Consider the following 25,848-nt stretch of genomic DNA (forward strand, 5'->3'; position numbering starts at 1 on the left):
CCATTCGCGGAAGGGGCTCATTGGCATAATTATGGGAAACCTGACACTTCTTCTCCCTATCTTAGATAAACAACTTGCGAAGTTCCTCTACTTCCAGACGTGCAACTGGCTGGTAAGCGGAACTTTGTACATAACGCTGGAAGCTGTATAACAACTGTCTGCCCTCCAATGTAGTCATCAGACGCTCCAGATTCAGCGCTCCCATCAGCACTCTCCCCTTCCGGACCCGACACTCCATCAACAGGCCGAGCTTGTGGTTTCGCTCAAAATTGTCAATGGTCTGCACGATCGGATTCAAGTCTTTATCCAACTCATCCAAGATGATCGATGACGACTCGGACACGATGCTCCACCACGGATAAGTTGAGTGCTCCTCTGTGACAAAATGTTCGAAGGCCGGATGATCCTGTTGAATTAACAAGCCCATTGTGCCCACAGGAACTTCTCTTTTCATATTCTCCGAGATGGATCGGAACATAGGGTAAGACCAGAAATCGGTGCTATAGAAACCTTGAATCGCGTGTTGAAGCTGATTGGGATTCGGGAAAAGTAAAATATCCTCGCCCTGCTCAAGCAGCGCCAACGCCTGTTCCGAGAGTTCGGTAAATAGATTCAAACCGCTCAGGTCCACTTCCTCCTGACTCGGGTAGATCCACAGGTCGTAAGACTTACGGATATCCGTGCCCGGAATGGACAGTCTAAGCTCCACTTTGGTCATATTGGAGACTTCAGGAATACGAATGCTGAGATCCGCGACATTCACATAATGTTCTCCATGGGTCGCTGGCAGGTCTGTTTTCCCTTCCAATAGGACGCTTCCTTCGATCTGCTCGCTTTGAATTTCCCACTTCAATTGAAGTCCATCCAATGCTTGTCTCCGGAAGTAACTTAGTTCAATGCGTGCTTCGAACAATTCACCCGCTTGATAATTATATTTGGGGAATCTCGCGAGCAGCACAGCGTCGGAACAAAACGTTCTCCACTCCTCCGGTGTAATCATGCCCTTGGAATCCATAAATGCGTCCAGTACACCCACCAGCGCTGTTCCCTGACCACTGAAATCCTGAAGATCCAGCAGCTGGAACCCGGCTAGTTGCTGCGAACGAAAAGCAGCTTCCAGTTCTTCCTTGTAACATGCGACCGCGAGTTTACCAGAGGCTCTGAAGTAGGCTTCCGCCAGATGTCCCAGCCCTTTGGCATTCAGACGCTCTCGAAACACTTCGAAATTCTTGGCTTTGAGAGAACCCGTATACTTGTTGATCTCCTCGAAATTAGGAAACGTGGCGTACTGTCCAATTTCATGCGAGATGATTGGTACGTGTGAGACAAGTTGGTCACTTCCAGCTTCGGCATGCACTGTTTTGGAACCTGTCCCATACTGAATCTGAATCTCTTTGTCCCCAGTCTGACCAGAAGGGTCAGCATCGCTGCCTTGCTCAGGTACAATGTTTGAATCGTAATCTTTCAATGTATTTGGCAGGTCGGTCTGCACGTGACCGAGCGGAGCATCACACATCGCATATGAACCTCTGAACAGGCGCTCTTTGGAGAAACGAACCCCGCAGAAGAATTCACTTTCCTCCAGAATGTCCGGCACAAACTGAAAGTTATTCGAACCTTCGGTGTATAGATGACGATGATCATATGCTTTGTATGCCTTCAGGATCGAATTCAATCTGTCCTTGCTTCCCCATAGTTCATTCCCCATGGACATCATGACAAACGAAGGATGATTACCAAAAGCACGCAGCATCGCAAATCCTTCGCTAATCAAGTAATCCTGCTCGGCTTGATTATGCCCATCCGAAGATTCATCCGTAATGGTTCCCCAGAACGGAAGCTCTGGCTCCATGTAGATGCCGAGCAGATCCGCTGCAATAAAAGCAGCCTCCGGAGGACAACAGGTATGGAAACGGTAGTGATTAATACCGTAGGACTTGGAGATAGCGAGAATACGAACCCATTCATCCACATCTGTTGGCGCGTATCCCGTGAGCGGAAAGATCAGCCCGTCATGTTTGCCTCGAAGAAACGTTTTGCGACCATTAATGGTGAATTTGTCTCCAGCAGCCCGGAATTCCCGTAATCCCGTCCATACTTCGGTGGAATCCAGCACTTCGCCGTCCTGATCTTGCAGATGAATATGAAGTTGGTACAGGTTAGGTTCATCATCACTCCATAACATCGCATCTTCGCCAATCTTGTACGTCAGCTGGATTTCCTGCGAATCCGGGGCGAAAATCTGTTCCTCAGTCGTATACACCGGATCAGCACTGACTGCAACAGCCGAAACCACGATTCGTACTTCTTGCGGGGCACCAACAAGTGCTGCCTTGATCTCGAAAGATCGAGTCGCAAGATCGGGGTAGACCTGAACATTATCCAGGAAAACACGCTCGAAAAATTGAAGTTCCAATTTCCCGGTGATGCCGTTCCAATTCGTCTGCGTGTCTTCGGATGTAAGGTGACCACCTTTGGTTGGATAATTGGTATTGTCCACTCGAATGGTAATTGTATGAGTCCCAGCGGTTAGCCCTGCCTCAATCTCGTAACGGTGAGGTGTGCTCAGACTGTTTTGTGTTCCGCATTCCACCCCATCGATCCAAACTGTGGTTACTCGTGTTCGTTCCAGATGCAAGAAGCAACATTTGCCAGCCAAGTGTTCGGGAATTTCAATCTCTCGTGAAAACCAGGCATAACCCTCAAATAAGTACTCATCCGTCAGCGCACCGATTAACACATTCTCGTTTTTCTTGCCCTTGGCCGCATGAGATGTAGTATTGGGTAAAGTAATAACGTCTGAGAAATTCAGACCACGTTCCACCTTATGCTCATCGAGTTGGAGTTTCCATATGCCTTCCAGATTTATTGCAGCTATCATGATAGTGTCCCCTTTTAGATTCATATAATCAATAAAAGTAATCGCTTCCAAATAACAGAAACCGTTTTCGGTAAATCATACCTGTATTATAAACTTGATAGCCCCCCTCGCATAGATCATTTACAAATAAAAAAGTCGCCAATACTGGCGACACCTTATGGATACATATCCTGTATCCTGAACAATTTTAAAATATGGTGGGAACCATGCCCCCGTCCATCCGGATGGGAGAGCCTCTGAAGGCTGAAGCATATGGGCTGCATACAAATGCAGCAAGTCTGCCTATTTCACTTGGCTTGATGAATCGCTGTAATTCGGACTGTGGCAGATTACTCTTCATAAAGTCTTTCTCTTTTTCCTCAAAAGTCAGTGCCTCATTAGGATATATGCCCTCAATGATTTTTTGTACGTTTTCGGACAGTGTCGGGCCTGGCAGGATCGTATTGATCGTAACTTCAGTCCCTGCTGTCAGTTTGGACAAACTTTTGGATAATGACAGCAACATCGACTTGGTCATGCAATACTGGGGCATCTGGCCAGATGGCATAAGGGCTTCTTCACTTGCGATGAAAATAATACGACCGTCATTGTTCTTCATCATTTTAGGTAAATAAAATTGAGACAAGCCATTTGCAGCCAACACATTAATACGGAAATATTTTTCCCACACTTCATCGTTCACGTCTTCATAACTCATGATTTCATATATGCCCATGCTATTGATTAATATATCAACTTCGGGAAATTTCTCGAATAAAGCTTGTCTTTGCTCCAGATCCACAAGATCAGCTGTGGCCTTTTGCGGAGAGGTGTCTGGAAAATTGGTCTTGATTTCACGAACTGTTCGTTCCACCTCTTCATCATTGCGTCCATTAATCAGCACATGAACACCTTCTCGGGCAAGTTCCATGGCAATCGCTTTACCGATTCCTTTTGTTGATCCTGTAATTAAGGCTGTTTTCTCTTTTAGTCCCATATCCATCCTGCATTCTCCTTCTTGATTACAACTATCCGGCAGCGGCTTCTTGAATATTGCCAACAGCTTCATGAACCGGATAGGTATAATATTACGAGGTCTGAAGGGACTGGTAACTAGCACCTTGCGCCAGAGTTATTGCCTGACACGCCAATTCGAAGGTGTATCTCCTTCCCAGGTCCGGAACGCACGATAGAACGAATTCTGGTCTTCATATCCAACCAGGAATGCGACCTCTTTGATATCGAGCGAAGGATCTGCCAGGTACTCCCGGGCCTGCTCACGTCTGGCTTCGTTTAATAATTGCTTGAAGTTTGTGTTCTCTTCCGTCAGTCGCCGTTGCAAGGTACGATCACTAATACAAAGCTCTTTGGCGACCATCTGGATGTCAGGGCGCTTTCCTGTGAGGTTACGTTTCAAGATCCATTTGACCACTTCAGTAACGGAACGACTGTTCTTCTGTTCGTCCAGCGACCGATCCAGAGCCGGGGTCAGGATCTCCAGTAACTCCTCGTTATACGAGAGAAATGGAAGATTCAGATCTTTTCGCTCCAGCGTCAGCCGATTATGGTTAGAATTCGTATCGACTCGACAGCCGAAGTAAGCTTCAAGGGTATATACGTTGCCCATCGGTTGGGTGAACTCGACCCTTTTGGCCATCAAAGGCTGGCCTGTACCCCTCCGTCCAAGTTCAAGCAAAAATGCCAGTGTAATACCGACCAGTAATGGCGGACCTGGTAGCTCCTTATGTAACCATTCGAGTTCAATAATACACTCCTCCCCTGCTTCGGTAATCTGCAAACTCTCGGGAGGACACATCTGCTTGTAACGGACCATTCGATTCAACGCATCACGATAATCACGAGCATGGTACATCGCCAGCACAGGCGGAGGATACTTCGATATTTCATATCCGGTTGCAAGTTTGATGATGCCCTCAGCGGTGTCCCTATTGAGATCAGAGTAAGCCTGCCAGATTGCATAGTACTGAGATTGAGTCACTACAGGTTTATTTATTGTCTCAAGAGATAGTTGTGCTGTGCGAGCGATGTCTTCTGCACCAATCCCTATTTGATGTAATCCGGCCCAAAAGCCTGGGTGAACTTTAATTCGATCATTCGGTTGAGATTGCATGCATCCAGACTCCTTTAGCTTGTTCCATTTTTCATTCTGATTTCTAATTATAGAATGAATGTACCTATTTTTGAATCTTACCTCAGCGAGCCATTTCCGGGTAATACGAAAACACGACTGCCCATAAATGGCCAGTCGTGTTCAAGTCAATCATTCAGTATATTATGAAAAAATGCACATTTGTTTGCCATTTTTACAATGTTAGCTACTCATTCAACGCAGTTTTGATCAGGGCATTCACCCGTGAGTTAAACAGCAGACCGATATGGGATACGAGGGAAACCGAAACGTTGTTCGCCCCGTTCAACCGGGAAAGTACCGGGGACACAATCGTGTCACTGGTGGAATAGATCGAAGTCACCTTTATTCCACTCGGAGCTGTCGTTGTGGTCAATCGATTAGCCCCGCCAAGAGTAATCAACTTATCCACTTTGGAAGCGCCTCCACGGTTAAGTATGTAATAAAGACTATTCGCTCCACCCATGCTATGAGCTATAATATTGACTTTTGTATGACCCGTTTCGCGCAGAACATCATCTACGAATCGACTAATTGCTGCGGAGTTCAACAGCTGGTTTCCTTGTTTGCTAGGAAGGTCAATCGCGAATAATTCGTCTCTTGTCCACCCTTGGCTACGCAAATAACTCTCAATTGCTGTAAAATTGCTATCTGAACCAGTCAATCCATGTACCAATACAATGGGTGTACGTGCCGTAGCGGCAGAAGCCTTTGAACTCGATCCTATTCCAGTTATTGATAAGGCAAGGATCATACTCATGAATGCAACAAGTATTAATTTGGTCTTTTTCACTTCATTCACTCTCCTGCAAAATGTTTTATATTCCATATATTACAATTTAACATATGGAATATAAATGAATCTTTAGTCTCATTTTTACAGGAATGTCTAAAGTATACTACAACTAACATGATTACATTTTTATCAAACCCTAGTTCTCTACTTCTTATCCTTCAACGATGTCTGCACGTAGATCCGTTGCAATCTCAATCATTTTGGGTACAATAGCTTCGTTAGAAATAGCTACATACAGATCCCCCATGTACAAACGAAAAGCAATCTGTGCACCCTCAAGGTCCCACATAAAAAAGTCCCCCTCGATGGTCATGGTGCTCTCAGTTCCTACAATGTTAAGAACCGGTGAATAGGTGAATTCGGGCTTGGACTCGAAGTAGAGTTTGCATTCTTCCAGGGAGATGGATTGTTCCGCATTGCTATCTTGTACGGACCGGGTAATTCGAAAACGCTGATTCATTGAAATGCCTCCACCACTTAATATATTTTTCATGTTCTACAGCATTATATTTTCTCATTTCCATCTTCCACTGTCAAAACCATACATGCTCTATTCTTCGAATTCATATATACTTAATACAGTGCACAACGAATTTCTACAATCAGGAGGAGTCAAATCAATATGTTGAAAACAGAATTCATTGATGTACTATCTATAGTCTCACATAAATTATATGATTCGGCTGCTAATGTTATGGACACGGCAAGCAGGTTAATTCCTGCAAATACGTTTTGTATCGCCCAGTTGGATCACTTATCCACCAAAGTTCTGAACGTATATAATCGTGACAAACTAATTTTGGGTGAGGGACTTGTCGTTGAAAACGCCGAGTCATATTGTGCACTTGTGACTGAACATACCCAAGGTCCATTGGTAATCAATAATAATCTAACCCATCCATTAACCAGACATATGGACGCAACCGAATTCGTAGGCGGATGCTCATTTGTCGGTGTGCCTATACATAATGAGAACGGAGAAATCTACGGCTCCCTTTGCTCATTTGATCAGGATTTCTATTCCTATCAACAAAAGGACGTGGATCTGCTTCTCTCCTTGTCTTCATTTTTCACGAGTCTTCTTGAGATGGAAACAACTCTGCAACAGTTAAAACAGGCGGAAGAAACCGCTGCAAAAGTGCTGGAAGAGAAGAAAAATCTCTTAGCCGTCCTTAGCCACGAAATCCGTACCCCGATGAATGGTGTTCTTGCAATGGCAAATCTATTGCAATCTACCAAGCTGAATGAAGATCAACAGTTATATGTTAATGTCATAGAGTCTAGTGGAACCAGTCTGCTATCCATGATGGATCAAATTCTCGACTATTCCAAAGCAGAAGCGGGAGCGATCTCTCTGGAGATTAACCCCTACAGTGTCATTAAAACCGTCGACCATGTACTCCAGTTATTCTCATCTGAAGCACAGAAAAAAGGTGTCCGATTATATGCAGAATACGATATAAATGATCATTTGATGCTTATAGGCGATCAGCAAAAAGTCCGTCAGATCCTAATCAATCTTGTTGGCAATGCGTTGAAATTCACGGAGCAAGGTGAAATATGCATCTCTACGCAGATATCTGCTGATCCAGAAGGTACACTCCATGCATCTTATGAGATAATAGATACGGGCATCGGCATCCCCCAGGATCGCCAAGATCTATTGTTCAAATCCTATTCGCAAATTCACGGCAACTCCGGAAAGTATGGTGGAGCGGGGCTAGGCCTATCCATCTGTAAACAACTCGCTGAATTGATGGGTGGGATTGTATGGCTTAAAGAAACAAGTCACTTGGGCAGTCGGTTTGCCTTTAATATTTCCAGCGCGTCACCAACGTCCATGCAAATCTCTGAATGAGGAATATATTATTCTATCTGAAACAGATAGGAGGTATATACGTTGACACAATTTCTGGATGCAAGATCTTCGCAAAATGCTGCGTTGTTTAATTCCATTTCTATACCGATTCCAGTGATTAATACGCCTCAACTATTTGCACAGATTGGTCTGCAAACGGCTGGAGCCGGAGCCAATCCACGAGTTTCATTAAAAGGAACCATTACGGTGCGACTACCTCTTGCACTCTTTCAAGTTAGAATTACCATTGTTAGAGGCACCGTTGCTACGGATCCGATTGTGTACTCTGCTAACTTCACGTATGGTCTAAGCGGTCTCCTTAACCCCGAAGTTATTGTTTTCTCTGCCAACGACTATAATCCACCGATCCAGCCACAAATAACGTACACTGCTTTTATCAGTACTAACCTGCTCGGAACGGTGAGGGTGGGCCCAGAAAGTTTCGACGGATTTATCGTTTCGGATTAGAATGACTAAGTCCACCTGTTCCCCCATACTCTTAGCCTGTATCAACATGGGCTAATTGGTATGGGGGCGTTTTATTTAAAAATAAATTAGTTTCCAAAATAAATATCTAGTTTGCCGGTAGGCGGTGTTGTAGCCATCCAGACGGCTGCTAAATTATCTGGAGCATACGTCGCAGCAGTGATGTAGTCCCCAATCAGTACCGTTGGCATCGGTGAGTTACCGTTAGGGTTGAACGATGTGGTTGTAATTCGACGGTTGGTGAAGCTCGCCCCGCCATCGAACGATTCTGCCACAAAAACGTCCAGAAGGAACCCGTCAATTCGGTTGCTGTAATAAATAACCCGGATCGTTCCGGCAAAGGGTGATACGGTTATCGACGGAAAAAAATTCTGTGTACCCGGTGGTGCACTGGTTATACTGATCGGATCTGACCACAGGAGGCCATCCGGAGATTCACTTAGTAATACATCGGTATATCCAGCTCGTGCATCATTCCATACGGCATACACAGTTCCACTGTTAGGTCCAACGGAAATATCTGCTCCCAGACTTAAGTTAGTCTGCACTCGAAAGGCGTAATTTGGTACTGGTAAAGGTGAAGGTGCTGGTACAACCGATGAGATGAACGTTGCTTGCCTTTCAATCGGTGGCTGATATGCGATTCCCCCATCGTAGGATATGCGCAATAGTGCAGAAGGACTGGCAGGCCCCGTAATGATGTAACCTGCGTAGACTTCACCAGAGAAACCGACTGCCAGCGCTGCCCGATCATGTATGCCTCGAGGATTCGATTGTCGATCTGGAGGTTCCCATGTGATTCCCTGGTTGGTTGACCTTTGAGTAAATATAGCGGAGGACGTTGTAGCAAGCGGGGTATATCCGACGTATGCATTCCCTCTATACGGACTGCCTGGGGAACGATCTACGGCAATAAAAGGCTCATCATTATGAACAATGGTCCCAAAACCCGCTTGTACGATTACCGGTGGCTGCCAAGTTGCTCCATCATCGAATGAGGTATAACTTGCTATCGTCCCGTCATTGATCCCGTTAAACAAGTGAACGGTAACGATGAAGGTATTCGGAAACGTATAGTCTATCGTTGGTGCCTCTGCTCCTGCATACCCTGCCGGTTGAGGAAGTAGAGTAGTAGACCAGGTACTCCCTCCATCAATGGAACGATAGAATCCAGTCAATGTTGGTCCGGTACTGGTATCCACAGCTACTACGCACATAATATTCGGGTTCAACGTATTAACTGCAATTGAAGGTTCAAATTGGCTGCCTGCTAATGCTCCAGTAATATTCACAACTGCCATCTGCTCACCTCTCTTCCTTTAAGGGATATTTGTGAATCGGTCAATCAATGTCATCTCCGATTGAAGCACACGCTGGATAATCTGCCCTGTAGAATCAACACCATATACATGGATGATAGTGCTTGTAGCGCTAAAATAATCACTTTGCACCTCGAAAAAAGCGGCGTTGATTAGTGGATAGATCAAGGTTCTTGTCGCTTGGGGCAGTAATTCAAACAGATCATGACCAATCGCAATACGTGCAGTTTGAGTAGTATCCCACCTGAAAACCTCAAGCTCAATATTAACAGGAGCATTAAGAGAATCGTTAATGCAAGTCACGATGAGCTGCGTGGACTGAGTTGCACCGGTGGTCGGATTGTATATAAAACCCGTAGAGTTTGGCAAAAAGCACACTCCTTCCGCAATATATAGTAAAGTATATTACGATTCTTGCCGCCAATATGACTAAACTTCGACTCTTATATTGGAACGATATGAAAATTTTGTTATGCTTACATATGCTAGATTACTAGATTACTTTTAAAGCATGAATCTACTATTATGTACCAAGTTGGAGGAAACAGACGATGTTCATTAAGCGTGTAGGAAAAATTGCTGCGGTTACAGTGATTACTCTCTCTGTCCTTGGAAACACCCCAAATATCGGTGGAGCCTATGCTGCTCCGGCCATTACCGTTCAACTGGACGATGTCCCCTTAACGTTTGATGCAGCTCCACGCATGGATAAGGGTGTCACTTATGTTCCGTTTCGGACGGTTGGAGAGGCTCTGGGTATCGATATAACGTGGAACAGCAAAACGCAGACTGTAAAAGCAACGAATGCTGTAAAAGGTCAAACCACCGAGGTAGTATTAACGGTAGGCAGCACTACAGCAACCGTAAACGGAAAGAACGTAAAACTTCCTGCGCCACCAGTTCAGCGGGAAGGACGAGTCTTTATTCCATTAAGTTCATTCAGTAACCAATTCGGTGTACAAGTAAGCTGGAATCAGGCAACCAAGACGGTCTCCCTCGTCTCCCCACAACGCGAGATGCACCTGAGAGCCTTCTATGCATTGCAATCCTTTCAAGAAAAGGACCTTATTTCTTCCATGAATTCTGTAGCATTTGGCTGGAGCCGCATTGATCGTGAAGGTCAGTTTACGCTCCAAGGGGATGAGTACCGTCTCCCTGCTGCTGCGGGTGATATTACGCCGCAGTCCATCGTTGCTGACGCAGCAGATCAGCAGATCCAACCACAGCTCATGGTGTATGCATTGGACGGAAACGGCGAACTGACCAAAGTTCTGAGCGACAGCAGCCTGCGGCAGAAATCAATTGAAGGCATAACTGCTGCTGTCACAGAGCATGGTTTTGGTGGTGTTGTTCTGGATTTTGAAGGACTGGGCTTTAAACTGGATGCAGTAGAACAACAGAAGCTGCTCAATGCTTACGTGAAACAACTAAAGAGTTCCTTGCCCCAGGACACAGCTTTATCACTAGCGGTACCCCCGCTAAATAGCGCTTATAAAGGTTATGATTACAAAACACTTGCCTCTATTGCAGATGATCTTATTATTATGGCCTATCAGTATAATCCGGTTGGCACCAAATCTCAGGTACCTGAGCCAAATAGTCTTGTAGATCAGGCGATTCAATTAGCCATACAAGCCGGTGTCCCGAAGAGCAAGCTTCTGCTCGGTATCAGTCTAAGCAGTGAAACGCCCTCCTCTGTAGATGATAAGCTCGGTCTTGCCAAACGTTATGACCTCAAAGGAGCCGCGTTCTGGCGTCTGGGTCTGTTCCGTTCCTATAATACAAAGATGGAAGATGCCGTGAACGCTTCTGTGATCAAGGAATAGACCTCTTTAAGTGGATGCAGCTCACTTACAGTAAAAGAAGGACCACACTCTGGTACTCAGAGACGTGGTCCTTCTTTTTCCCATCATCTTACTTTATAAATTGATCCACACTTCCAAATATAAGCTTCACAAACTGGGTAGGACCAGGAAAACGGGGCTGAAAGAGAAGAATGATCCCAATTACTGCCGCCACAGCAGTAAATCCCGCGCTCAATATTCTGGCTCGCTTTTCTTTGCTGCTCTTCCACTCTCCATACACTATCGCCGTCGCCAGCATCAATATTCCAAGGATTGAGCCTAGTTTCATGCAAACACCTCTCTTCTCAGGCTTGTAACCGGAGCCGTTCTGTTCAACTTTCGTCCTCATTAGGTATCCCCTGTGGTCCTGTTGATTTTCCGGTACGTACTACATGTGCATCTACTTTGACTTCCACGACCATATCAGGATAGATGGTTTCCCAGTTCTTCTCCTGCGCTTTCCAATGATTCGGATAATATCTGCGGAATTCAACTGCGAATTTGAAGAAATCGGAGCGCAGCTCTTTCTGGGACATGTCTAAAGCATCATGAGCCAAAGATGTGAGCTTAGCCGACCATTCCTTTTCCAGTTTAGTTAATACAGCGGGATCAGTCAGATTGGCATCCGTCGTATTTAACACCACTTCTCCCCTGGTTTGGATGTCGACCTTCATACTCCACTGTTTGTTTACAATTCGCGGTTTCAAGGAAGTTTTATTTTCAATGAGTCTTATCGAGAAAGAACCCTCTAACGGCTCAAACTCAACAGGCATGATAATGCTGTTCAGTTCTTTTGCAAGTAGTAATGCACCTACGCTTAGCGGTTCTTTGACCGTCTTGACATAGCGATCCTTCTTATACAAGCTCAGACCTTTCACATATGGCGTAGTCGTCAGTTTATCCTGATCGGGCTCCGGGGGTAAGATTAACATGCGAGACAAAATGGCGGAACTGCTCGGACCTTCAATAGATTTAGCCAGTTCAAGCGCAGTAACACGTGTACCTAACTTCAGATTGGCCATCTCACGCAACGATTCAGCAGAACTTCGCTCCAGTGGATCAAGTAACGCAAGGATATCTTTCGCAGCCTTATCGCTGGAAAAGACATATGCATGCTCCCTGAACTGAGGGTAACGCAGGAAAAAATCGATGTACTCGCGGATACCGCGTTTACCGGCTTGCTCACTAATGATTATGACTTCGCAGTGGCCCCAGAACATATTCCGGGGAACTTTACGTTGTAACCGATTCAATGCCTCGGCAATTGTACGTCCTTCCGCTGTTCGAATCATTGTAACCCCGCTTGGACTACCTCCACTCCCACTGCTATCTCCTGCACTCGCCTTTCGCGGAATGAAAATCTGTGAAGTCAATTGTACTTTGCCATCTTCATAATCTATCCCTGTAGCCAGCACGATAGCCAAATCGTTAATCTCGATGCGATCCCAGCATCCACTTAAAAGCACACAACACAATATTGGCATTAGTAGTACTCTATATAATCGCAAGTGCTCCTCCCCCATCAATCAGGTGTTCGCTCGATTCTTCCGAAAATGTGTCCACCCTTTCTTCAGCCAGGCGACACCGTAGATCATAGCCGGAAGGATTAATAAGATGCTGATTGTATACAAGTTAGCTGAAGCGCTAACCAAACTGGAAATACCGGATCCACCGGACACAACCCAGTAAGCAAATACTATGCAAAGGAACGAAAGTGGACCAACCACAGGTTTGTAGTCTCGCAAACCAAACCATTCCGCGGTTGATGTAGCAAAGATATATAGAAAAACGGAAATCTTAACGAAAATACCGAAAATCCAGATAGCAATAATAAGGGATTCGATATGTTGCAGAAAGTCCGCAATGGTTATGTATCTTGCTGCGATCATGACCGGAAATACAAATGTATCCGTCAAATCACCAATTAAAAACAGGCAAAACAGATTGGTAACTGTCATTGCAGTTGTTGTAAACACAAGGGAACCCAGCATGACCCGGGTTATTCGTTTTTTTTCATTCACATAAGGTAGCAGAAAAGCCAACACGATATATTCACTAAACCATGCAGCAGGTGCAGCAGCCCCCGTAATAATGGGAATTGGACCCTTCTCCATAAAAGGAAACAGCTCGGCAGGATTCAGTTCACCAATCAATAATATAAAGATCAAAGCCAGTAGCACGATCAGCAGGGTAACAAACACCTGAGAGGTTCGTCCGACAACTTCGATCCCGAGTCTGACATTAATCGCACATACAACAACCATCGTACCCATCACAACAAACAAAGGTGTACGCGGAAGTGCATTATTGACAATGAATTCACCGTATTCCCGAATAATCAAGCCGGTCAGGTGGGGCAGAAAAGCGATATATATCAGGCCGAATAACTTGCCCGGAATCCGACCAATAATCAATACACTGGATTGAATGAGCGTTTTTCCAGGGTACAGACGATCAAGTCCAACGGAAATACCAATAGCAGCCAATCCAACGATAGAACCTATAATTGGAGTCATCCACATGTCATGTCCTGCATAGTGCATTGTAATTCCAGGCACAGATAAGATAGCCGTCGCGAGAATGGCGGGAAAGACCATAAATGCCAATTGAGTCACCGATATTTTCCCTTTGTCAGTCAACATATGTAAGCCCGCTCCCTTGTTTGCTCGAAATGTAGATTGTTCTAGTGTGGTTTGTTCCTTGGGGATGGACGCCACCATACATCCTTAAGTTCCTTAGCCATCGTAGGTGCTACCGGTGAGAGATAAGGTGTTCCAAATGAACGAAGACTGCTTAGATGAATGACAACCAAGATGACTCCCAACATGACACCCGTGAGTCCCAGCGTTCCAGCAAGAAACATCATGGGAAAACGTAGTAGACGAGTCGCGATGCTAGCAGCATAGCGGGGTATCATGAAAGAAGCGATACCGGTAATCGCGACAATGATAATCATGGGGGCTGAGACAATTCCGGCACTCGTCGCCGCTTGCCCAATAATTAAGGCTCCCACGATACTGACCGCTGATCCGACCTGCTTCGGCAATCGGACGCCAGCCTCACGCAATGCTTCAAAGGCGATTTCCATAATGAGCGCTTCCACCAATGCAGGAAAAGGGATCTCTTCTCTCGCCCGAGCAATACTGAGAAGTAATACGGTAGGAATCATCTCCTGATGAAACGTAGTAATCGCTACATAAGCCGATGGAAGCAGCATGGATAAAACAAAAAAAATGTATCGCAGCCAGCGTACAAAAACACTCATGAACACATTTTGATAATAATCTTCGGGAGATTGTAACATCGAAAAAATGGTCACTGGCGCGATAAGGGTAAACGGAGTTCCGTCAACGAGAATAGCAAACCGACCTTCCAGCAAGTTGGAAACAACGACATCCGGACGCTCCGTCGCAATCATCTGTGGAAATGGTGAATATCGCTCATCGATAATGCCTTCTTCAATGTATTGACTCTCCAGTACGTCTTGGAGCTTTAAATCGGCAAGTCGTGTCTCCACTTCCTTAACAAGTTTGGGGTCAATAATCCCCTCCATGTATACAAGTGAAATGCTGGTGTTTGTACGATCTCCCATGTTACGTGTATGAATCTTCAATGCAGGTGTCTTGAGACGTTTGCGCAGCAATGACATATTCATGGTCAACGATTCTGTGAACCCATCCCGTGCACCACGCACGGTCGATTCAGCTAACGGTTCCTCCGTTGAACGATTTGCAGCTTGGTATAGAGGGTATGTAGTTCCGCCTATTGAACCGTCCAGCAGTAACAGAGCTTCCCCCTCTAATATGGCCTGTACTGCTTGAGTGGCCGTTTCAACATGCTTAACAGAAGCTAGGGGAACTTGCGCAGCTTCGATCCCCATTTCCTGAATGGGCGTTAGTACCTGTCGTTCCAGCCGCTCCGTATCGCATACACCAACACAATATACGCATAGCGCTGAAGTAAGACACGCGGTTTGGAATGTATGAAACACAACATCCGAGCAACCTGCAAAAACGGAGCTTAACATTTCTTGATCAACAGCAAGATATCCGGTTAATGGCAGGTCCTGTTGTGTTATCGCTGATGTGTCCATGTCGCCTCCCCTTTCCGTAAACGCTCCGTCCAGATATTCTCAGTTAAAGGTATCCTTTACTTATCAGATGGGATATATACGCAAAATATAGAATGCCAAAAAAGCCGCCCTCATGAGCGACTCTGATGATATAGAACGCTATTCATTCCTATGAATCCGTTGATCTTGCTCTTTGCAATTCCCTATTTTCTATTGATCGCTATCCTTTCACAGCACCCAAAGCAACACTCCCAATAATCTGTTTGGAAAATACAGAGAATACAATAATAATAGGCAGGATTGAGATCGCTACACCCAAATACAAGAGCCCATAATCCATTCCATAGTACCCTTGCACTAGTGCAACCAATACAGGAAGCGGATATTTATCCAGAGAGAAAAATAGTACCAGCGGTGTCAGGAAATTATTCCATGATCCGATAAACGTGAATATGCCAAGGGCGGCGATCGCCGGCCCCAGAATAGGCAGTACAATCTGATTGAACGTCCGGAACTCACCGGCACTGTCCACCCGCGCAGATTCAATAATCTCATCCGGGATGCTGCTCTCCATGAACTGTTTAATAAAAAATACATTAAACGCGTTAGCCGCAGCAGGCAAAATAATTGCGGCATAACTGTCCAGAAGCCCCAACATACTGAATAGGCGATATACCCCAATCAAGGCCAGTTGACCCGGCACCATCATGGTCGCTAACAGAAACAGAAACAACCAGTTCCGCCCTTTGAATTTAAATTTGGCAAAACCGTAGGCGGTCAAAGCTCCAATGTACAGAGACAACACGGTTGATGATCCAGCAATGAAAATACTGTTTGCAAATCCACGCCAAATGTTAATTTTCGATACCATGTTCATATAATTATCCACTAAGAACGATCCGGGAAGAAAGGTGAATGTTGAAGCAATCGTTGCATTGTTATGTGTTGAATAGATGAGCATCAGATAAAATGGAATAATGCACAGCACGGCAAGACCAATCAACAAAAGATAGATGATGATCTTGCCTGCCGTCAGTCGCCTTGTGGTGGCATATTGCTGAATCGCTGCATTTGGTTGTTCAACTGATTTTGCAGTTTGCATGAGAACTCCCCTCCCTATGAACGGCTCTTCCGCTTGGTCATGATGAAGGATGCAACGGACAACAGTATGATGATAACAAACAGACAAAATGCGATTGCAGCGCCGTAACCAAAACGAGTACTCTGAAATGCGACATTATAGAGATACATAATGCTTGTCATGGCTGCCCTGTCAGGACCACCATTGCCATTGGTTAATGTAAATGGCTGATCAAAAATCTGAATGCCACCAATTATGGATGTGATCATCTGAAACAGAATAATTGGACGGAGCATTGGCACGATGATATGAATGAAAATATGTTTCTTTTTCGCTCCATCCATCTGGGCAGCTTCCAGTAGCGATGGGTCTATCCCCTGAAGACCTGCGAGGTAGATGACCATGGAATAGCCAAAGTATTGGAAAAAGAGAATCGAGGACACAATCAGACGCATAAACCACGGATCATTTTTCCAGTTAATTGGATCTTGTATTATGCCGGTTTGCACCAAAAAATGATTCAGTCCGCCAGACTGCCAGTCAAAAATCAGGCTGACAAGCAACCCAAGGGATGCAGCCGTTACGATATTCGGAAAAAAGTATACGGCCCTGAAAAAGTCCCGTCCTTTGAGCAGCTTATCATTCAAAATAAAGGCCAACACCAGGGAGATCGTCAGCTGCGGAACGACAGATACGCCCCAGATGAATAACGTATTAAACAAGGTTTTGTAGAACAACGGGTCTTGTAGTACGGCCACGTAGTTACCGATCCCTACAAAGTCAGGCGTCGTGATGCCATCAAAGTTGGTGAAACTGATATAGAGCGAATATAAAATGGGATAAAGCCCAAAAATGGTGAAAATAATAAAAAACGGAGCAATGAAGTAGTAGCCGTAATGGTCCTTGCGAATCGTTTTGGCAAACATGTTCTATCCCCCCAGTTATCATCGGATGTGTATATTCATTCGCTTACTTCTAAGCTAATCCACTTCCAGCTCCGGAAATCTCAAGGTGACATCACGTTTGATTCGCTTTACGACTTCTTCCTTGGTCTGAATGTCCTTATTGAGATATAACTGGAGTACAATCTTGTAGATATCATTGTTAATTGTGGCATCATATTTGGTGCGTTCGTAAACAGGTACCCGTTTTGCAGCCTCCGAGAAAAACTCGAAATGCTTCTGTCCTCCCAAATAGGACGATGAGAGAAACGGGGCAAGTTCATCATTCACAACCATGTTGCTCGTGAAATAATCCTGTTCTTTCGCGAGCTCCGACAGAAAGTCGTGGTTAAAGTTATAGAACTCGATAAACTTCCAGGCAAGATCTTTTTTGTCACTTTTACTATACATCGCTATATAAGTTCCGCCTGCACTAAACGCTGAAGGTCCCTGTGCCAAACCCCATAAGCCTTCGGTATCCGGGGCATTTGCCTTGAACGTAAATTGCAGGGCCCAGGTTGCCCCGGGATAGAACATAACTTCTCCTTTTTGCATGGATGCAGCGTAACCGGCACTTCCATCATCATACTCGGCAAGTACTTTCCGCTCACGTGCTTCACGTACAAGATCGAGTACTTCCAAGTAGGTTGGATCGATGACGAGTTTGCCATCCTTCACCCAAGGTATACCATCATATGAATTCGATATAGCATTCCAATTCGCCAATGCATGTACTTTATTCCCGCTAAGTTGCTGCACCTTCTCTCCAATCTCGAAGATTTTCTCCCATGTATCGATCTGTGAACCCACCTGCTCAGGATCATCGGTGCCCAGATATTTCTTTGCCAAATCCCGACGATAATAGATGCCCCCTGGTGTTCCCTGGTAACCTATCGCTCTGACATTTCCTTCACTGTCCTTTTCATTGGCCTGCACAAAAGCATATTGTTCCTGGATAAGTTCATTGGCGTTATACGGCGAAGCTGATAGATTCTCCAGATAAGGAACGTCAATCAGTTCTCGAATATTCGCATTTTCAATCATAAATACATCTGGAGCCTTCGAGGTTGTCTGTAGCGCAGATTTCAGCTTGGTGATATAGAAATTACCGGGGATGTTGACAAAGTTCACTTTGATGTCAGGATATTGCTGTTCGAATTTCTCGATGGCATACCCTGCTTCATCCGTAAAACTCCACACAGTAATCTCCTGTTGCTTGGTTTGACTCGATGGACTGAACTGACAACCAGCTAACAACATCGCTGCACATACAAATACAATAGTTGGCTTAAACCACTTCTTCATAGGCCCCCTCCTTCAAAAAGGAAACGCTTACAATTTATTAGAGTATATTGATTTTGGAGAGGCCTTTCTCCACAAATATTGTGCATTACCCTCCATATTTTGTGATATTCGTACGATGTTTTTTACGAAATTCGGAGGGTGTGCAGTCATTATATTTTTTGAAAAGACGGTTATAGGAGTTTACATTGTTGAACCCATGTCCGATCGCAATCTCCAGAATCGTATCCTGACGGAACAATAAGGCCCACTCGGACTTGATAATTCGAAAATGATTCAAGTATTCCATCAGTGTTACGCCCTTGATCTCTTTGAACAGCTTGCAGACATGGAACTTGCTGAATTTAATATGTTCCGCCACCTGTTCCAGCTTGATCGGTTCAGCATAGTGCTCCTCAAGGTATTCACAGACCGATTCAAGGAATTCAAATTTTTTGGAGGAAGTACAGGGCCATCCTGAAGATGTTGATTCATCGGTGGGAACCGGTACGATTGTACGTAGTAAAAGTATGATGAGATCATATAATCTGGATACCATTAACCACCGATATCCCGGCTTCTGATTTTTCTTCTCGGTAATGATGACATCTATATAATGAGCCAGATTGCTCTGACTTCCCGTATTCGAGGGAATAACTGTTGTTTTGTTGAAAAGTTGTCCGAGATCCTGAATTTCGGCTTCGGTCGTGAAACTTCCCGTTAACAATTCGAGTCGGAACAAGATAATGGTTAGCTGTTCAGTCCCCGGAAAAAAACAGTGCACATCCCCTGGTTTGATCAGCAGCACATCCCCTTTTTCCAACTCACACACGTGGTCGTTCACGCCAATTCTGGCGCTCTTACCATTGACAAGAATCAGTTCAACCTCATCATGCCAGTGCGCTGCATAATTGAACTGATTTCCTGTGTGAATTACCCGAATGGGAAAACCTTCTTGCATATGGCCTGTCTCCAAAAAAGTGGGTACGCCCATCGTATCAACCTCCATTTATTCCCAACGAAAAATACTCCTCGTCTTTATATTATGCATTAATGGCTACTCTCCTTTCTTTTTAAGTATTTAAAATTCTATAGAATGGAAAAAACTCCTCAACTCAGGTTGAGGAGCCGAACAGAATCACGTTCCACGCATTGGATGTCCAGTGTATATAACGTCTCTACGATCTCTCCATTCAGCATTTGGAAGAGAACATGACCTGCAAGCTGGCCTGCATCCCTCTTCGGCTGACGAAATGTGGTTAGTGGTGGATTCATATACTGAGATGCAGGTATATTGTCAAAACCAATTACGGATAACTGCTCAGGAATTGAAATATCATGCTCCCTGAAGGCTTCCAAGCCGCCGATTGCCATTTCATCATTAGCAAAGAAAACAGCGGAGGGCAACTCTCCTTCAAGCAGTTTCTTGGCTGCAATGTAGCCATCTTGCTTCATGTATTGTCCGCCAATTTTCCATTCGGGGTTCTCTTCGATGCCTGCCTCCTTCAAGGCTTTCAAATAACCCTGATAACGATGGAGATTACATTCCGATTGTGACGGACCACTGATATAAGCTATTGTCCGGTGACCTTTATCGATCAGATAACGGGTAGCCAAGTAACCGCCTTGCGTATCACTCATCAAAACCTTTACAATATGTTGAGCATCCAGATCCCGATCCATGACGACAATCGGAAATCCTGCTTCAGATGCTTCAATAAGCAATTGATCTTGAATGTTCTGAGCGATAACAATAGCTCCATCAATTCTTCTTTCTCGGATGTATCGATGGGCTGTTGATTTCTCTCCACCCAACGAACTACATACAATCATATCGTATCCATGACTCATGACGACCGTTTCTATTCCGTTCACCAAATCCGAGAAATATGGACTGGACATGTCATGGACAATAACACCAATGGTTTGTGTACTATTTCGTTTTAATTCCGATGCAGGACCATGCCTAACGTAATTGAGTTGAGTCGCTGCCTCAAGTACTCGGAGTCTTGTCGGCTCACTTACATTCCCTTTATCGTTGAGTACGCAAGATACGGTCGAACTGGCTACACCAGCCATCTTGGCTACATCTTTAATCGTTGTCATCTTATATACTCCTCAAACACAGTTTCATCTGTTTAGTCCAATATGGCAGTAACACAGCAATACACACGGGATAGTTCACTAGCATTTTAACACGTCAGTCCAGTCATGTCTCTTAGCAAAACATCAACTACGAAAAAACATATTAAAGAAACCGAGGTGCCTTCATGAGATTTAGTGAATATGTAATAGGTCAGCGTTACGAAACCACATCCTTGGCATTATCCAAGAGTGATATTATTGAGTTTGCCACAATCTATGATCCACAGTACATGCATTTGGATGAGGAAAAGGCCAAGCAAGGCCGCTTTGGCAGTTTAATTGCTTCCGGCATGCAAACGATGAATATCTCCTTTAAATTATGGATTGAGGTCGGGGTCTATGGAGAGCATGTCGTGGCGGGCACCGGAATGAATAACATTCAATTCCTGAAGCCTGTCTATCCGGATGATGAACTTCATGTCATTGCAGAAGTCATTGGATTGACACCCAGACGAAAAGGAAATGGGATTGTTACCGTGCTGCTGAGTACATTCAATCAGAAGAATCAAAAGGTTTTTCAGGCAGAATTAAGTGCATTAATCGATAATTAAGGGCTGCGAAAGGCCAAAAGAAGCCGCCAATGGGCGACTTCTCATGGATATATTGCGTTTTGTCATATTAAGCGTTGTAGCCCTTCAATACCTGCCCCAAAATCTCTACACCCTTGATAATCTGTTCGTCTGACGGGGTTGAGAAATTAAGTCTGATGGCATTACAAGGGTCTTGCTCGTTCACCAGGAATGCATTTCCCGGTACAACCGCAACCCCTTGAGCTGCCGCTGTCTTGGCATAATCAAGCATGGGCACATGTGCTGGCAGGTCACACCAGAGGAACAGTCCACCATCCGGTTGAGTATAGGTAATGGACTCACCCATATACTCTTGCAGCTTGTCCATCATCAATGTTGCTTTTCTCCGATATACCTCACGAATGCTATTAATGTGCCCCGCGTAGTCATACTCTGTCATGAACTTGTATGCCAGAATCTGTGGAAGCATGGCGGTATGTACGTCCTCTCCCTGTTTGGCAACAACCATCTTCTCCACAACTTCATGTGGCGCTTGTACAAAACCAACACGCAGTCCCGCCGACAAAATTTTGGAGAATGATCCAACATAGATGACCAGACCCTCATCATCCATAGACTTGATGGTTGGCACATCGTCTCCATTGAATCGAAGTTCTCCGTATGGATTATCTTCCAAAATCATAACGCCATACTTCTTAGCCAACTCGTATATGGCCTGACGTTTCGCAAGACTTGTCGTTACACCGGTAGGATTCTGAAAACTTGGGATCACATAGATCAGTTTCACATTGGTCTCCGTCTGCAGCGCCTGCTCCAGCTTCTCGATATCCATGCCGTCCATCTCCATCGGAACACCGGCAAGCTTTGCACCGGATGCCCGGAAGGAGTTCAGGGAACCAATAAAGCTTGGACTCTCACAGATGATTGTATCTCCTTCATTACAGAATACTTTACAGGCCAGTTCAATCCCCTGCTGTGCTCCAGATACGATAAACAATTGATCGGATGGTTTACCCGTATCAAAACCTGTCTTCAAATGTTGAGTCAATGCTTCCCTGAGGGGAACATATCCTTCCGTAATCCCATATTGCAGAGCTGTGACCGGGTCATGCTCCAGAATGGATTGAGTGAATGTGCGAATCGCCTCAATAGGAAAGGTTTCCGGAGCAGGATTTCCCGCGGAGAATGGAATCACATTTTGTCCCGAAGAAGCCTTCAGAATCTCACGAATAATGGATGGTTGCAGCGCTGCGATACGATTGGAAAATGAATAGTTCATCTTAAATAGTGCCTCCCGACATTTCATCTGAATTAACTCTCTATCATTACATTAGATTCTATTATACGAGCATTTCCCGAATTTCCAAACTGTCTCCACAAAATTAATGTTTATACACCAAAAAAGAGGCCGCCGTCAGCAACCTCTTTCGCATAAGTATTGAGCAAAATTTCAGCCTATTAGCGCGCTGAGTTCATCTCGGATAACCGTGTGGCCTTCACGACATAAGCAGCTAAACCGGGGATCATCCGAGCCAGACCAGGATAGAATTTATTGGTCTTGGCAAAAGCCAGCTTCTGAATTCTTCTTGCACGTCTGAGCAATTGGGTGAACTCCCGGCTTGCTTCCAGCGTGTAATTACTCTGCCAATCGGCATGTTCAATGTCGCCTTGCAGATACTTGTCAGTCCATCTTGCACACAGGAGTGAGGAGCGAAGGGCAATGGACATTCCGTCTCCACATAAGGGCGGTATCATCAACATGGCATCCCCAATATGCGGATATTGGGACCACGGTTCAGGAACATTGGACAGATGCAGCGGTGCAATCGACACTTGCGTTCCATCTACAGGCTTTCCTTGGGCTAAACGGGCTGCCAAACTCACGTTTGTCAGGGATGCCGCCTGCAAAATATCGTTTACAGACTTGCCACTTCCCTGAACGGTATCCAGTGTCAACAATGCGGCGACATTCACAATGCCATCCTCAATCGGGGAAATGCCCACGTAACCACCCTCGCAAAAATATAACTCTACCCGTGCGGGAATCTCTATCCCGCTGAAGTGGGACTTAACGCCAACGTATACGGTTTGGTCCCGCAGATCAGGTGCGGAAGCCACCCCGCGCGGCTTTTTGGTCCCATGTGCCCCGATAACGGCTTTGGCTCTGTAACTGATCTGCTCATCTCCCTGTTTCACCTGAACCTCATAACTGGCATCCTCAAGCTGCTCGATGCTCGTTATGGTCGCTTTGGTCACAATCTGGGCTCCGGCCTCCAGAGCCTTCTGATGCAAAATCTGGTCCAGCTCATATCGACTTATGCCATATGCGAATCCCGGCAGCGGTGCTTCAATCACTCCGCCTTGTGACATAACGATTTTGGCATGATCCATGGTGCTGGGTTTTTTCGACTGGTCCAGAAGGTGAATGTCCAGAACTTCTAACATCTCCTTGGTTTCGGGTGACATGAACTCACCGCAGGTTTTGTGCCGCGGGAACTCCTGGCGATCCAGCAAAAGGGTCCGATGGCCTTTCCCTGCCAGTTGCATTGCACATGTACTGCCGGCAATTCCGGCTCCGATGACAATCACATCTATCGATTTCGACACGTAAGCACACCTGCCTTTCGTGGGAATAACAACAGAGTAACGGAATAATGGCTTCCATTCATAGGTCATCGTATCATGATTGAGACGTTGTTTAAGTTCCTTCCAATCCCTCCCTGTAAAACCTTTGGCTACGGAAAGAGGCCCATCATGACGAATGTACCGATTGCGCGAGATCATCCGTGTAGTAATCCAGACCGCCTTATAGGATACGGGGTGGCGGTGAATATCATTAATGACGACACCGTATCTGGATGCTCGCAGCATATGAGAAACCATATCGACCAGCTGATCCCCGTCAAAATGATGTACAAACTGGGAACCTGTCACGATATCCGCTGAAGCATCCGGCAGTTGTGTAAGATCGGCACGTTGTACCCGGACTCGGGGTTCGTTATGGAATAGTTGTCTCGCTTCCTCACACGCTTCTTCCGTCAGATCAACCAGCGTAATTTCCAGCTGAACACCCTGACGATCTGCCCATTGCAGCAGTTTCTGGTTCACATCCCCTGAACCTGCCCCCACATCCAGCAGGGTCAGCTTATTCGGCTTACCGACTGAGTTCCACAACTTCTCTACACCAGACAGAGTTGGGCCAGGTGCTGCAAATATTTTGTTAAGACGTCTCAGATGTCTAAGCGCTTCACGCAGCTCCTCCCCTCCCAGAGAGAAGTCATCCATCAGTTCATCTTCCTTGGCCCGAATGGACAATGTTCTAAAAAAGGACATGATCGTGCTCCTCCATCACTGAAGTTAATGAGGGTACATAAGTGAATTTCATCAACTCTGCGGTGAGTCCCGGTCCAAATGCCATGGCTACACCATCTGTAGAGGATTGACCCTGTACCTTCATGTCCTCACGCATTGCATTCAGCACAAACAGAATGGTATTGGAAGATAAGTTACCATACGTTCTGAGGACATCCCTGCTATACTTTGTTTGCTCGTCTCGCAGTTTCATTACATTCTGCACAGAGTCCACAATCCCACGTCCTCCCGGATGAATGGCCCATAGTTCAGGAAGCTGTTCACTTTGCAATAAGAGACGCAGTTCCTCTTCCAGGTGAACACCTAACAGCTTTGGAATACGAGGGGATAGATACAGGTCATACCCCAGATTCCCCACCTCCCAGGTCATATCTTCAGTCGAATCCGGAAGAAGCACAGAATAACCCGTGCCCAGACTCAGAACATTCTTGTGCTGAGGTTCTGGTGTACCCACTACACAGGAAGAAGCAGCGTCTCCGAAGAATGAAGCTGCAAACAGCGCTTCCCGATCTTGTACGGGCTGAAAATGAATGGTGCACAACTCTACACAGACCACAAGGACCTGTGATCCGGGAGCTCCCTGCACGACATCTCGTGCCATCTGAATGGCTTTCAACCCTGCGGCACACCCCTGAAAGATCAGCGGCAGTCGATTAACTCGGGCAGACATACCCAAATGACGGATGAGCATAACATCAAGACCCGGCAGATATTGACCGGTGCAGCTGACCGTGATGATATGCGTGATGCTCTTTGGAGATACGCCTGAATCCTCCAGGGCTTTTTCTGCCGCCTCAATCCCGAGCGGAAGCGCCTCCCGCTTGTATGTATTCATTCGTTCTTCCGTTGTCGGGATGTCTGATCGCTCACCAGAGGGCAGATATCGGCATTCTTCCAGTGAACCGAGATAGCTCGGTTCCACGGTATATCGTGTTTCAACACCACAGGACTTGAATATTCGCCTGGCAAAACGGGCCAAATCTGGCCGATCCTGAAGAGAAGAAGCGATTAGTTCTGCAATATCTGACTGTGCTACGGGGTGAGCAGGGAGAGCCGTTCCCATGCCAAGAATCGCGATATCGTATGGACTGTTATATTGGTTCATAATAAACCT

Annotated in this window: 23 protein-coding genes and 1 pseudogene; 4 read left to right on the plus strand and 20 right to left on the minus strand. The window is 45.5% G+C overall.

Annotated features, from left to right (window positions below):
- Nucleotides 1–61 precede the first annotated feature (61 nt).
- From FE296_RS29255 to FE296_RS29275, 5 genes are all read right to left on the minus strand, one after another.
- Nucleotides 62–2,881 (minus strand): glycoside hydrolase family 2 TIM barrel-domain containing protein, encoded by a 2,820-nt coding sequence (locus tag FE296_RS29255; RefSeq protein WP_150367318.1) that lies wholly within the window; start codon nt 2,879–2,881, stop codon nt 62–64.
- Between the two features lie 187 nt (nt 2,882–3,068).
- Complete coding sequence (locus FE296_RS29260; RefSeq protein WP_150367319.1) at nt 3,069–3,863, minus strand: SDR family NAD(P)-dependent oxidoreductase; 795 nt, start codon at nt 3,861–3,863, stop codon at nt 3,069–3,071.
- A gap of 129 nt (nt 3,864–3,992) precedes the next feature.
- A complete protein-coding gene (locus FE296_RS29265) occupies nt 3,993–4,991 on the minus strand; it encodes a helix-turn-helix transcriptional regulator (protein ID WP_150367320.1) in 999 nt (332 codons plus the stop codon).
- A gap of 205 nt (nt 4,992–5,196) precedes the next feature.
- Nucleotides 5,197–5,802, minus strand: coding sequence for an esterase/lipase family protein (locus FE296_RS29270; RefSeq protein WP_124114605.1), 606 nt, complete (start codon nt 5,800–5,802; stop codon nt 5,197–5,199).
- 154 nt (nt 5,803–5,956) lie between these two features.
- Nucleotides 5,957–6,265 carry a hypothetical protein gene (locus tag FE296_RS29275; RefSeq protein WP_124114604.1) on the minus strand — a complete coding sequence of 103 codons (309 nt, stop codon included), beginning with the start codon at nt 6,263–6,265 and terminating at the stop codon, nt 5,957–5,959.
- Between the two features lie 162 nt (nt 6,266–6,427).
- Here FE296_RS29275 and FE296_RS29280 point away from each other — a divergent pair, with 162 nt between their 5' ends.
- Nucleotides 6,428–7,663: a GAF domain-containing hybrid sensor histidine kinase/response regulator gene (locus tag FE296_RS29280; RefSeq protein WP_150367322.1), complete on the plus strand. Its 1,236-nt coding sequence runs from the start codon at nt 6,428–6,430 to the stop codon at nt 7,661–7,663.
- Between the two features lie 42 nt (nt 7,664–7,705).
- Complete coding sequence (locus FE296_RS29285; protein WP_091016453.1) at nt 7,706–8,131, plus strand: hypothetical protein; 426 nt, start codon at nt 7,706–7,708, stop codon at nt 8,129–8,131.
- A gap of 86 nt (nt 8,132–8,217) precedes the next feature.
- On the opposite strand, the gene FE296_RS29290 is transcribed toward FE296_RS29285, so the two are convergent.
- Both FE296_RS29290 and FE296_RS29295 read right to left on the minus strand, forming a co-directional pair.
- Entirely contained in the window at nt 8,218–9,450 is a 1,233-nt protein-coding gene (locus FE296_RS29290; RefSeq protein ID WP_150367323.1) for a sialidase family protein, read from the minus strand.
- Between the two features lie 18 nt (nt 9,451–9,468).
- Nucleotides 9,469–9,837, minus strand: a complete 369-nt coding sequence (locus tag FE296_RS29295) for a hypothetical protein (RefSeq protein WP_124114600.1) — start codon at nt 9,835–9,837, stop codon at nt 9,469–9,471.
- A gap of 182 nt (nt 9,838–10,019) precedes the next feature.
- Between FE296_RS29295 and FE296_RS29300 the strand changes: the two genes are divergently transcribed.
- Nucleotides 10,020–11,294, plus strand: a complete 1,275-nt coding sequence (locus tag FE296_RS29300; RefSeq protein ID WP_150367324.1) for a stalk domain-containing protein — start codon at nt 10,020–10,022, stop codon at nt 11,292–11,294.
- Nucleotides 11,295–11,382: 88 nt separating this feature from the next.
- Here the strand turns inward: FE296_RS29300 and FE296_RS29305 are convergent, their stop codons facing one another.
- From FE296_RS29305 to FE296_RS29345, 9 genes are all read right to left on the minus strand, one after another.
- Entirely contained in the window at nt 11,383–11,661 is a 279-nt protein-coding gene (locus tag FE296_RS29305; RefSeq protein ID WP_150367325.1) for a hypothetical protein, read from the minus strand.
- Complete coding sequence (locus FE296_RS29310) at nt 11,645–12,820, minus strand: Ger(x)C family spore germination protein (protein WP_190945630.1); 1,176 nt, start codon at nt 12,818–12,820, stop codon at nt 11,645–11,647. The genes FE296_RS29305 and FE296_RS29310 overlap by 17 nt, the downstream gene beginning before the upstream one ends.
- An 18-nt stretch (nt 12,821–12,838) precedes the next feature.
- Complete coding sequence (locus FE296_RS29315) at nt 12,839–13,954, minus strand: GerAB/ArcD/ProY family transporter (protein WP_167483557.1); 1,116 nt, start codon at nt 13,952–13,954, stop codon at nt 12,839–12,841.
- A 41-nt stretch (nt 13,955–13,995) separates the two neighbouring features.
- Nucleotides 13,996–15,405 (minus strand): spore germination protein, encoded by a 1,410-nt coding sequence (locus FE296_RS29320; protein WP_150367327.1) that lies wholly within the window; start codon nt 15,403–15,405, stop codon nt 13,996–13,998.
- 199 nt (nt 15,406–15,604) lie between these two features.
- Entirely contained in the window at nt 15,605–16,486 is an 882-nt protein-coding gene (locus FE296_RS29325) for a carbohydrate ABC transporter permease (protein WP_124114594.1), read from the minus strand.
- Nucleotides 16,487–16,500: 14 nt separating this feature from the next.
- Nucleotides 16,501–17,391 carry a carbohydrate ABC transporter permease gene (locus FE296_RS29330; protein ID WP_150367328.1) on the minus strand — a complete coding sequence of 297 codons (891 nt, stop codon included), beginning with the start codon at nt 17,389–17,391 and terminating at the stop codon, nt 16,501–16,503.
- A 54-nt stretch (nt 17,392–17,445) separates the two neighbouring features.
- Nucleotides 17,446–18,711 (minus strand): ABC transporter substrate-binding protein, encoded by a 1,266-nt coding sequence (locus FE296_RS29335; protein ID WP_150367329.1) that lies wholly within the window; start codon nt 18,709–18,711, stop codon nt 17,446–17,448.
- 85 nt (nt 18,712–18,796) lie between these two features.
- Entirely contained in the window at nt 18,797–19,681 is an 885-nt protein-coding gene (locus FE296_RS29340) for an AraC family transcriptional regulator (RefSeq protein ID WP_190945632.1), read from the minus strand.
- A 116-nt stretch (nt 19,682–19,797) separates the two neighbouring features.
- Nucleotides 19,798–20,793 (minus strand): LacI family DNA-binding transcriptional regulator, encoded by a 996-nt coding sequence (locus FE296_RS29345; protein ID WP_150367331.1) that lies wholly within the window; start codon nt 20,791–20,793, stop codon nt 19,798–19,800.
- A 164-nt stretch (nt 20,794–20,957) separates the two neighbouring features.
- Here FE296_RS29345 and FE296_RS29350 point away from each other — a divergent pair, with 164 nt between their 5' ends.
- Nucleotides 20,958–21,383 (plus strand): MaoC family dehydratase, encoded by a 426-nt coding sequence (locus tag FE296_RS29350; RefSeq protein WP_124114590.1) that lies wholly within the window; start codon nt 20,958–20,960, stop codon nt 21,381–21,383.
- A 67-nt stretch (nt 21,384–21,450) separates the two neighbouring features.
- Here FE296_RS29350 and FE296_RS29355 read toward each other — a convergent pair whose 3' ends face one another.
- The 4 genes and pseudogenes from FE296_RS29355 to FE296_RS29370 all read right to left on the minus strand — a co-directional run bounded on the left by FE296_RS29355 (nt 21,451) and on the right by FE296_RS29370 (nt 25,839).
- Nucleotides 21,451–22,641, minus strand: coding sequence for an aminotransferase-like domain-containing protein (locus FE296_RS29355; protein WP_150367332.1), 1,191 nt, complete (start codon nt 22,639–22,641; stop codon nt 21,451–21,453).
- Between the two features lie 179 nt (nt 22,642–22,820).
- Nucleotides 22,821–23,969 (minus strand): NAD(P)/FAD-dependent oxidoreductase, encoded by a 1,149-nt coding sequence (locus tag FE296_RS29360; protein ID WP_150367709.1) that lies wholly within the window; start codon nt 23,967–23,969, stop codon nt 22,821–22,823.
- A gap of 21 nt (nt 23,970–23,990) precedes the next feature.
- Nucleotides 23,991–24,695 (minus strand): annotated as a pseudogene (locus FE296_RS29365) (methyltransferase domain-containing protein); the annotation flags it as partial.
- Nucleotides 24,682–25,839, minus strand: a complete 1,158-nt coding sequence (locus FE296_RS29370) for a type III polyketide synthase (protein WP_150367333.1) — start codon at nt 25,837–25,839, stop codon at nt 24,682–24,684. The gene FE296_RS29370 and the pseudogene FE296_RS29365, both read right to left, overlap by 14 nt.
- Nucleotides 25,840–25,848 lie beyond the last annotated feature (9 nt).

Source organism: Paenibacillus sp. UASWS1643 (assembly GCF_008693195.1).
Taxonomy (GTDB): domain Bacteria; phylum Bacillota; class Bacilli; order Paenibacillales; family Paenibacillaceae; genus Paenibacillus; species Paenibacillus amylolyticus_B.

Excerpts from the sequence above, each read along its gene's own strand:
- FE296_RS29255 (WP_150367318.1), bottom strand. The coding sequence starts at position 2,881 with ATGATAGCTGCAATAAATCTGGAAGGCATATGGAAACTCCAACTCGAT.
- FE296_RS29260 (WP_150367319.1), bottom strand. The coding sequence starts at position 3,863 with ATGGATATGGGACTAAAAGAGAAAACAGCCTTAATTACAGGATCAACA.
- FE296_RS29265 (WP_150367320.1), bottom strand. The coding sequence starts at position 4,991 with ATGCAATCTCAACCGAATGATCGAATTAAAGTTCACCCAGGCTTTTGG.
- FE296_RS29275 (WP_124114604.1), bottom strand. The coding sequence starts at position 6,265 with ATGAATCAGCGTTTTCGAATTACCCGGTCCGTACAAGATAGCAATGCG.
- FE296_RS29280 (WP_150367322.1), top strand. The coding sequence starts at position 6,428 with ATGTTGAAAACAGAATTCATTGATGTACTATCTATAGTCTCACATAAA.
- FE296_RS29290 (WP_150367323.1), bottom strand. The coding sequence starts at position 9,450 with ATGGCAGTTGTGAATATTACTGGAGCATTAGCAGGCAGCCAATTTGAA.
- FE296_RS29300 (WP_150367324.1), top strand. The coding sequence starts at position 10,020 with ATGTTCATTAAGCGTGTAGGAAAAATTGCTGCGGTTACAGTGATTACT.
- FE296_RS29305 (WP_150367325.1), bottom strand. The coding sequence starts at position 11,661 with ATGAGGACGAAAGTTGAACAGAACGGCTCCGGTTACAAGCCTGAGAAG.
- FE296_RS29315 (WP_167483557.1), bottom strand. The coding sequence starts at position 13,954 with ATGTTGACTGACAAAGGGAAAATATCGGTGACTCAATTGGCATTTATG.
- FE296_RS29320 (WP_150367327.1), bottom strand. The coding sequence starts at position 15,405 with ATGGACACATCAGCGATAACACAACAGGACCTGCCATTAACCGGATAT.
- FE296_RS29325 (WP_124114594.1), bottom strand. The coding sequence starts at position 16,486 with ATGCAAACTGCAAAATCAGTTGAACAACCAAATGCAGCGATTCAGCAA.
- FE296_RS29330 (WP_150367328.1), bottom strand. The coding sequence starts at position 17,391 with ATGTTTGCCAAAACGATTCGCAAGGACCATTACGGCTACTACTTCATT.
- FE296_RS29335 (WP_150367329.1), bottom strand. The coding sequence starts at position 18,711 with ATGAAGAAGTGGTTTAAGCCAACTATTGTATTTGTATGTGCAGCGATG.
- FE296_RS29340 (WP_190945632.1), bottom strand. The coding sequence starts at position 19,681 with ATGGGCGTACCCACTTTTTTGGAGACAGGCCATATGCAAGAAGGTTTT.
- FE296_RS29345 (WP_150367331.1), bottom strand. The coding sequence starts at position 20,793 with ATGACAACGATTAAAGATGTAGCCAAGATGGCTGGTGTAGCCAGTTCG.
- FE296_RS29350 (WP_124114590.1), top strand. The coding sequence starts at position 20,958 with ATGAGATTTAGTGAATATGTAATAGGTCAGCGTTACGAAACCACATCC.
- FE296_RS29355 (WP_150367332.1), bottom strand. The coding sequence starts at position 22,641 with ATGAACTATTCATTTTCCAATCGTATCGCAGCGCTGCAACCATCCATT.
- FE296_RS29370 (WP_150367333.1), bottom strand. The coding sequence starts at position 25,839 with ATGAACCAATATAACAGTCCATACGATATCGCGATTCTTGGCATGGGA.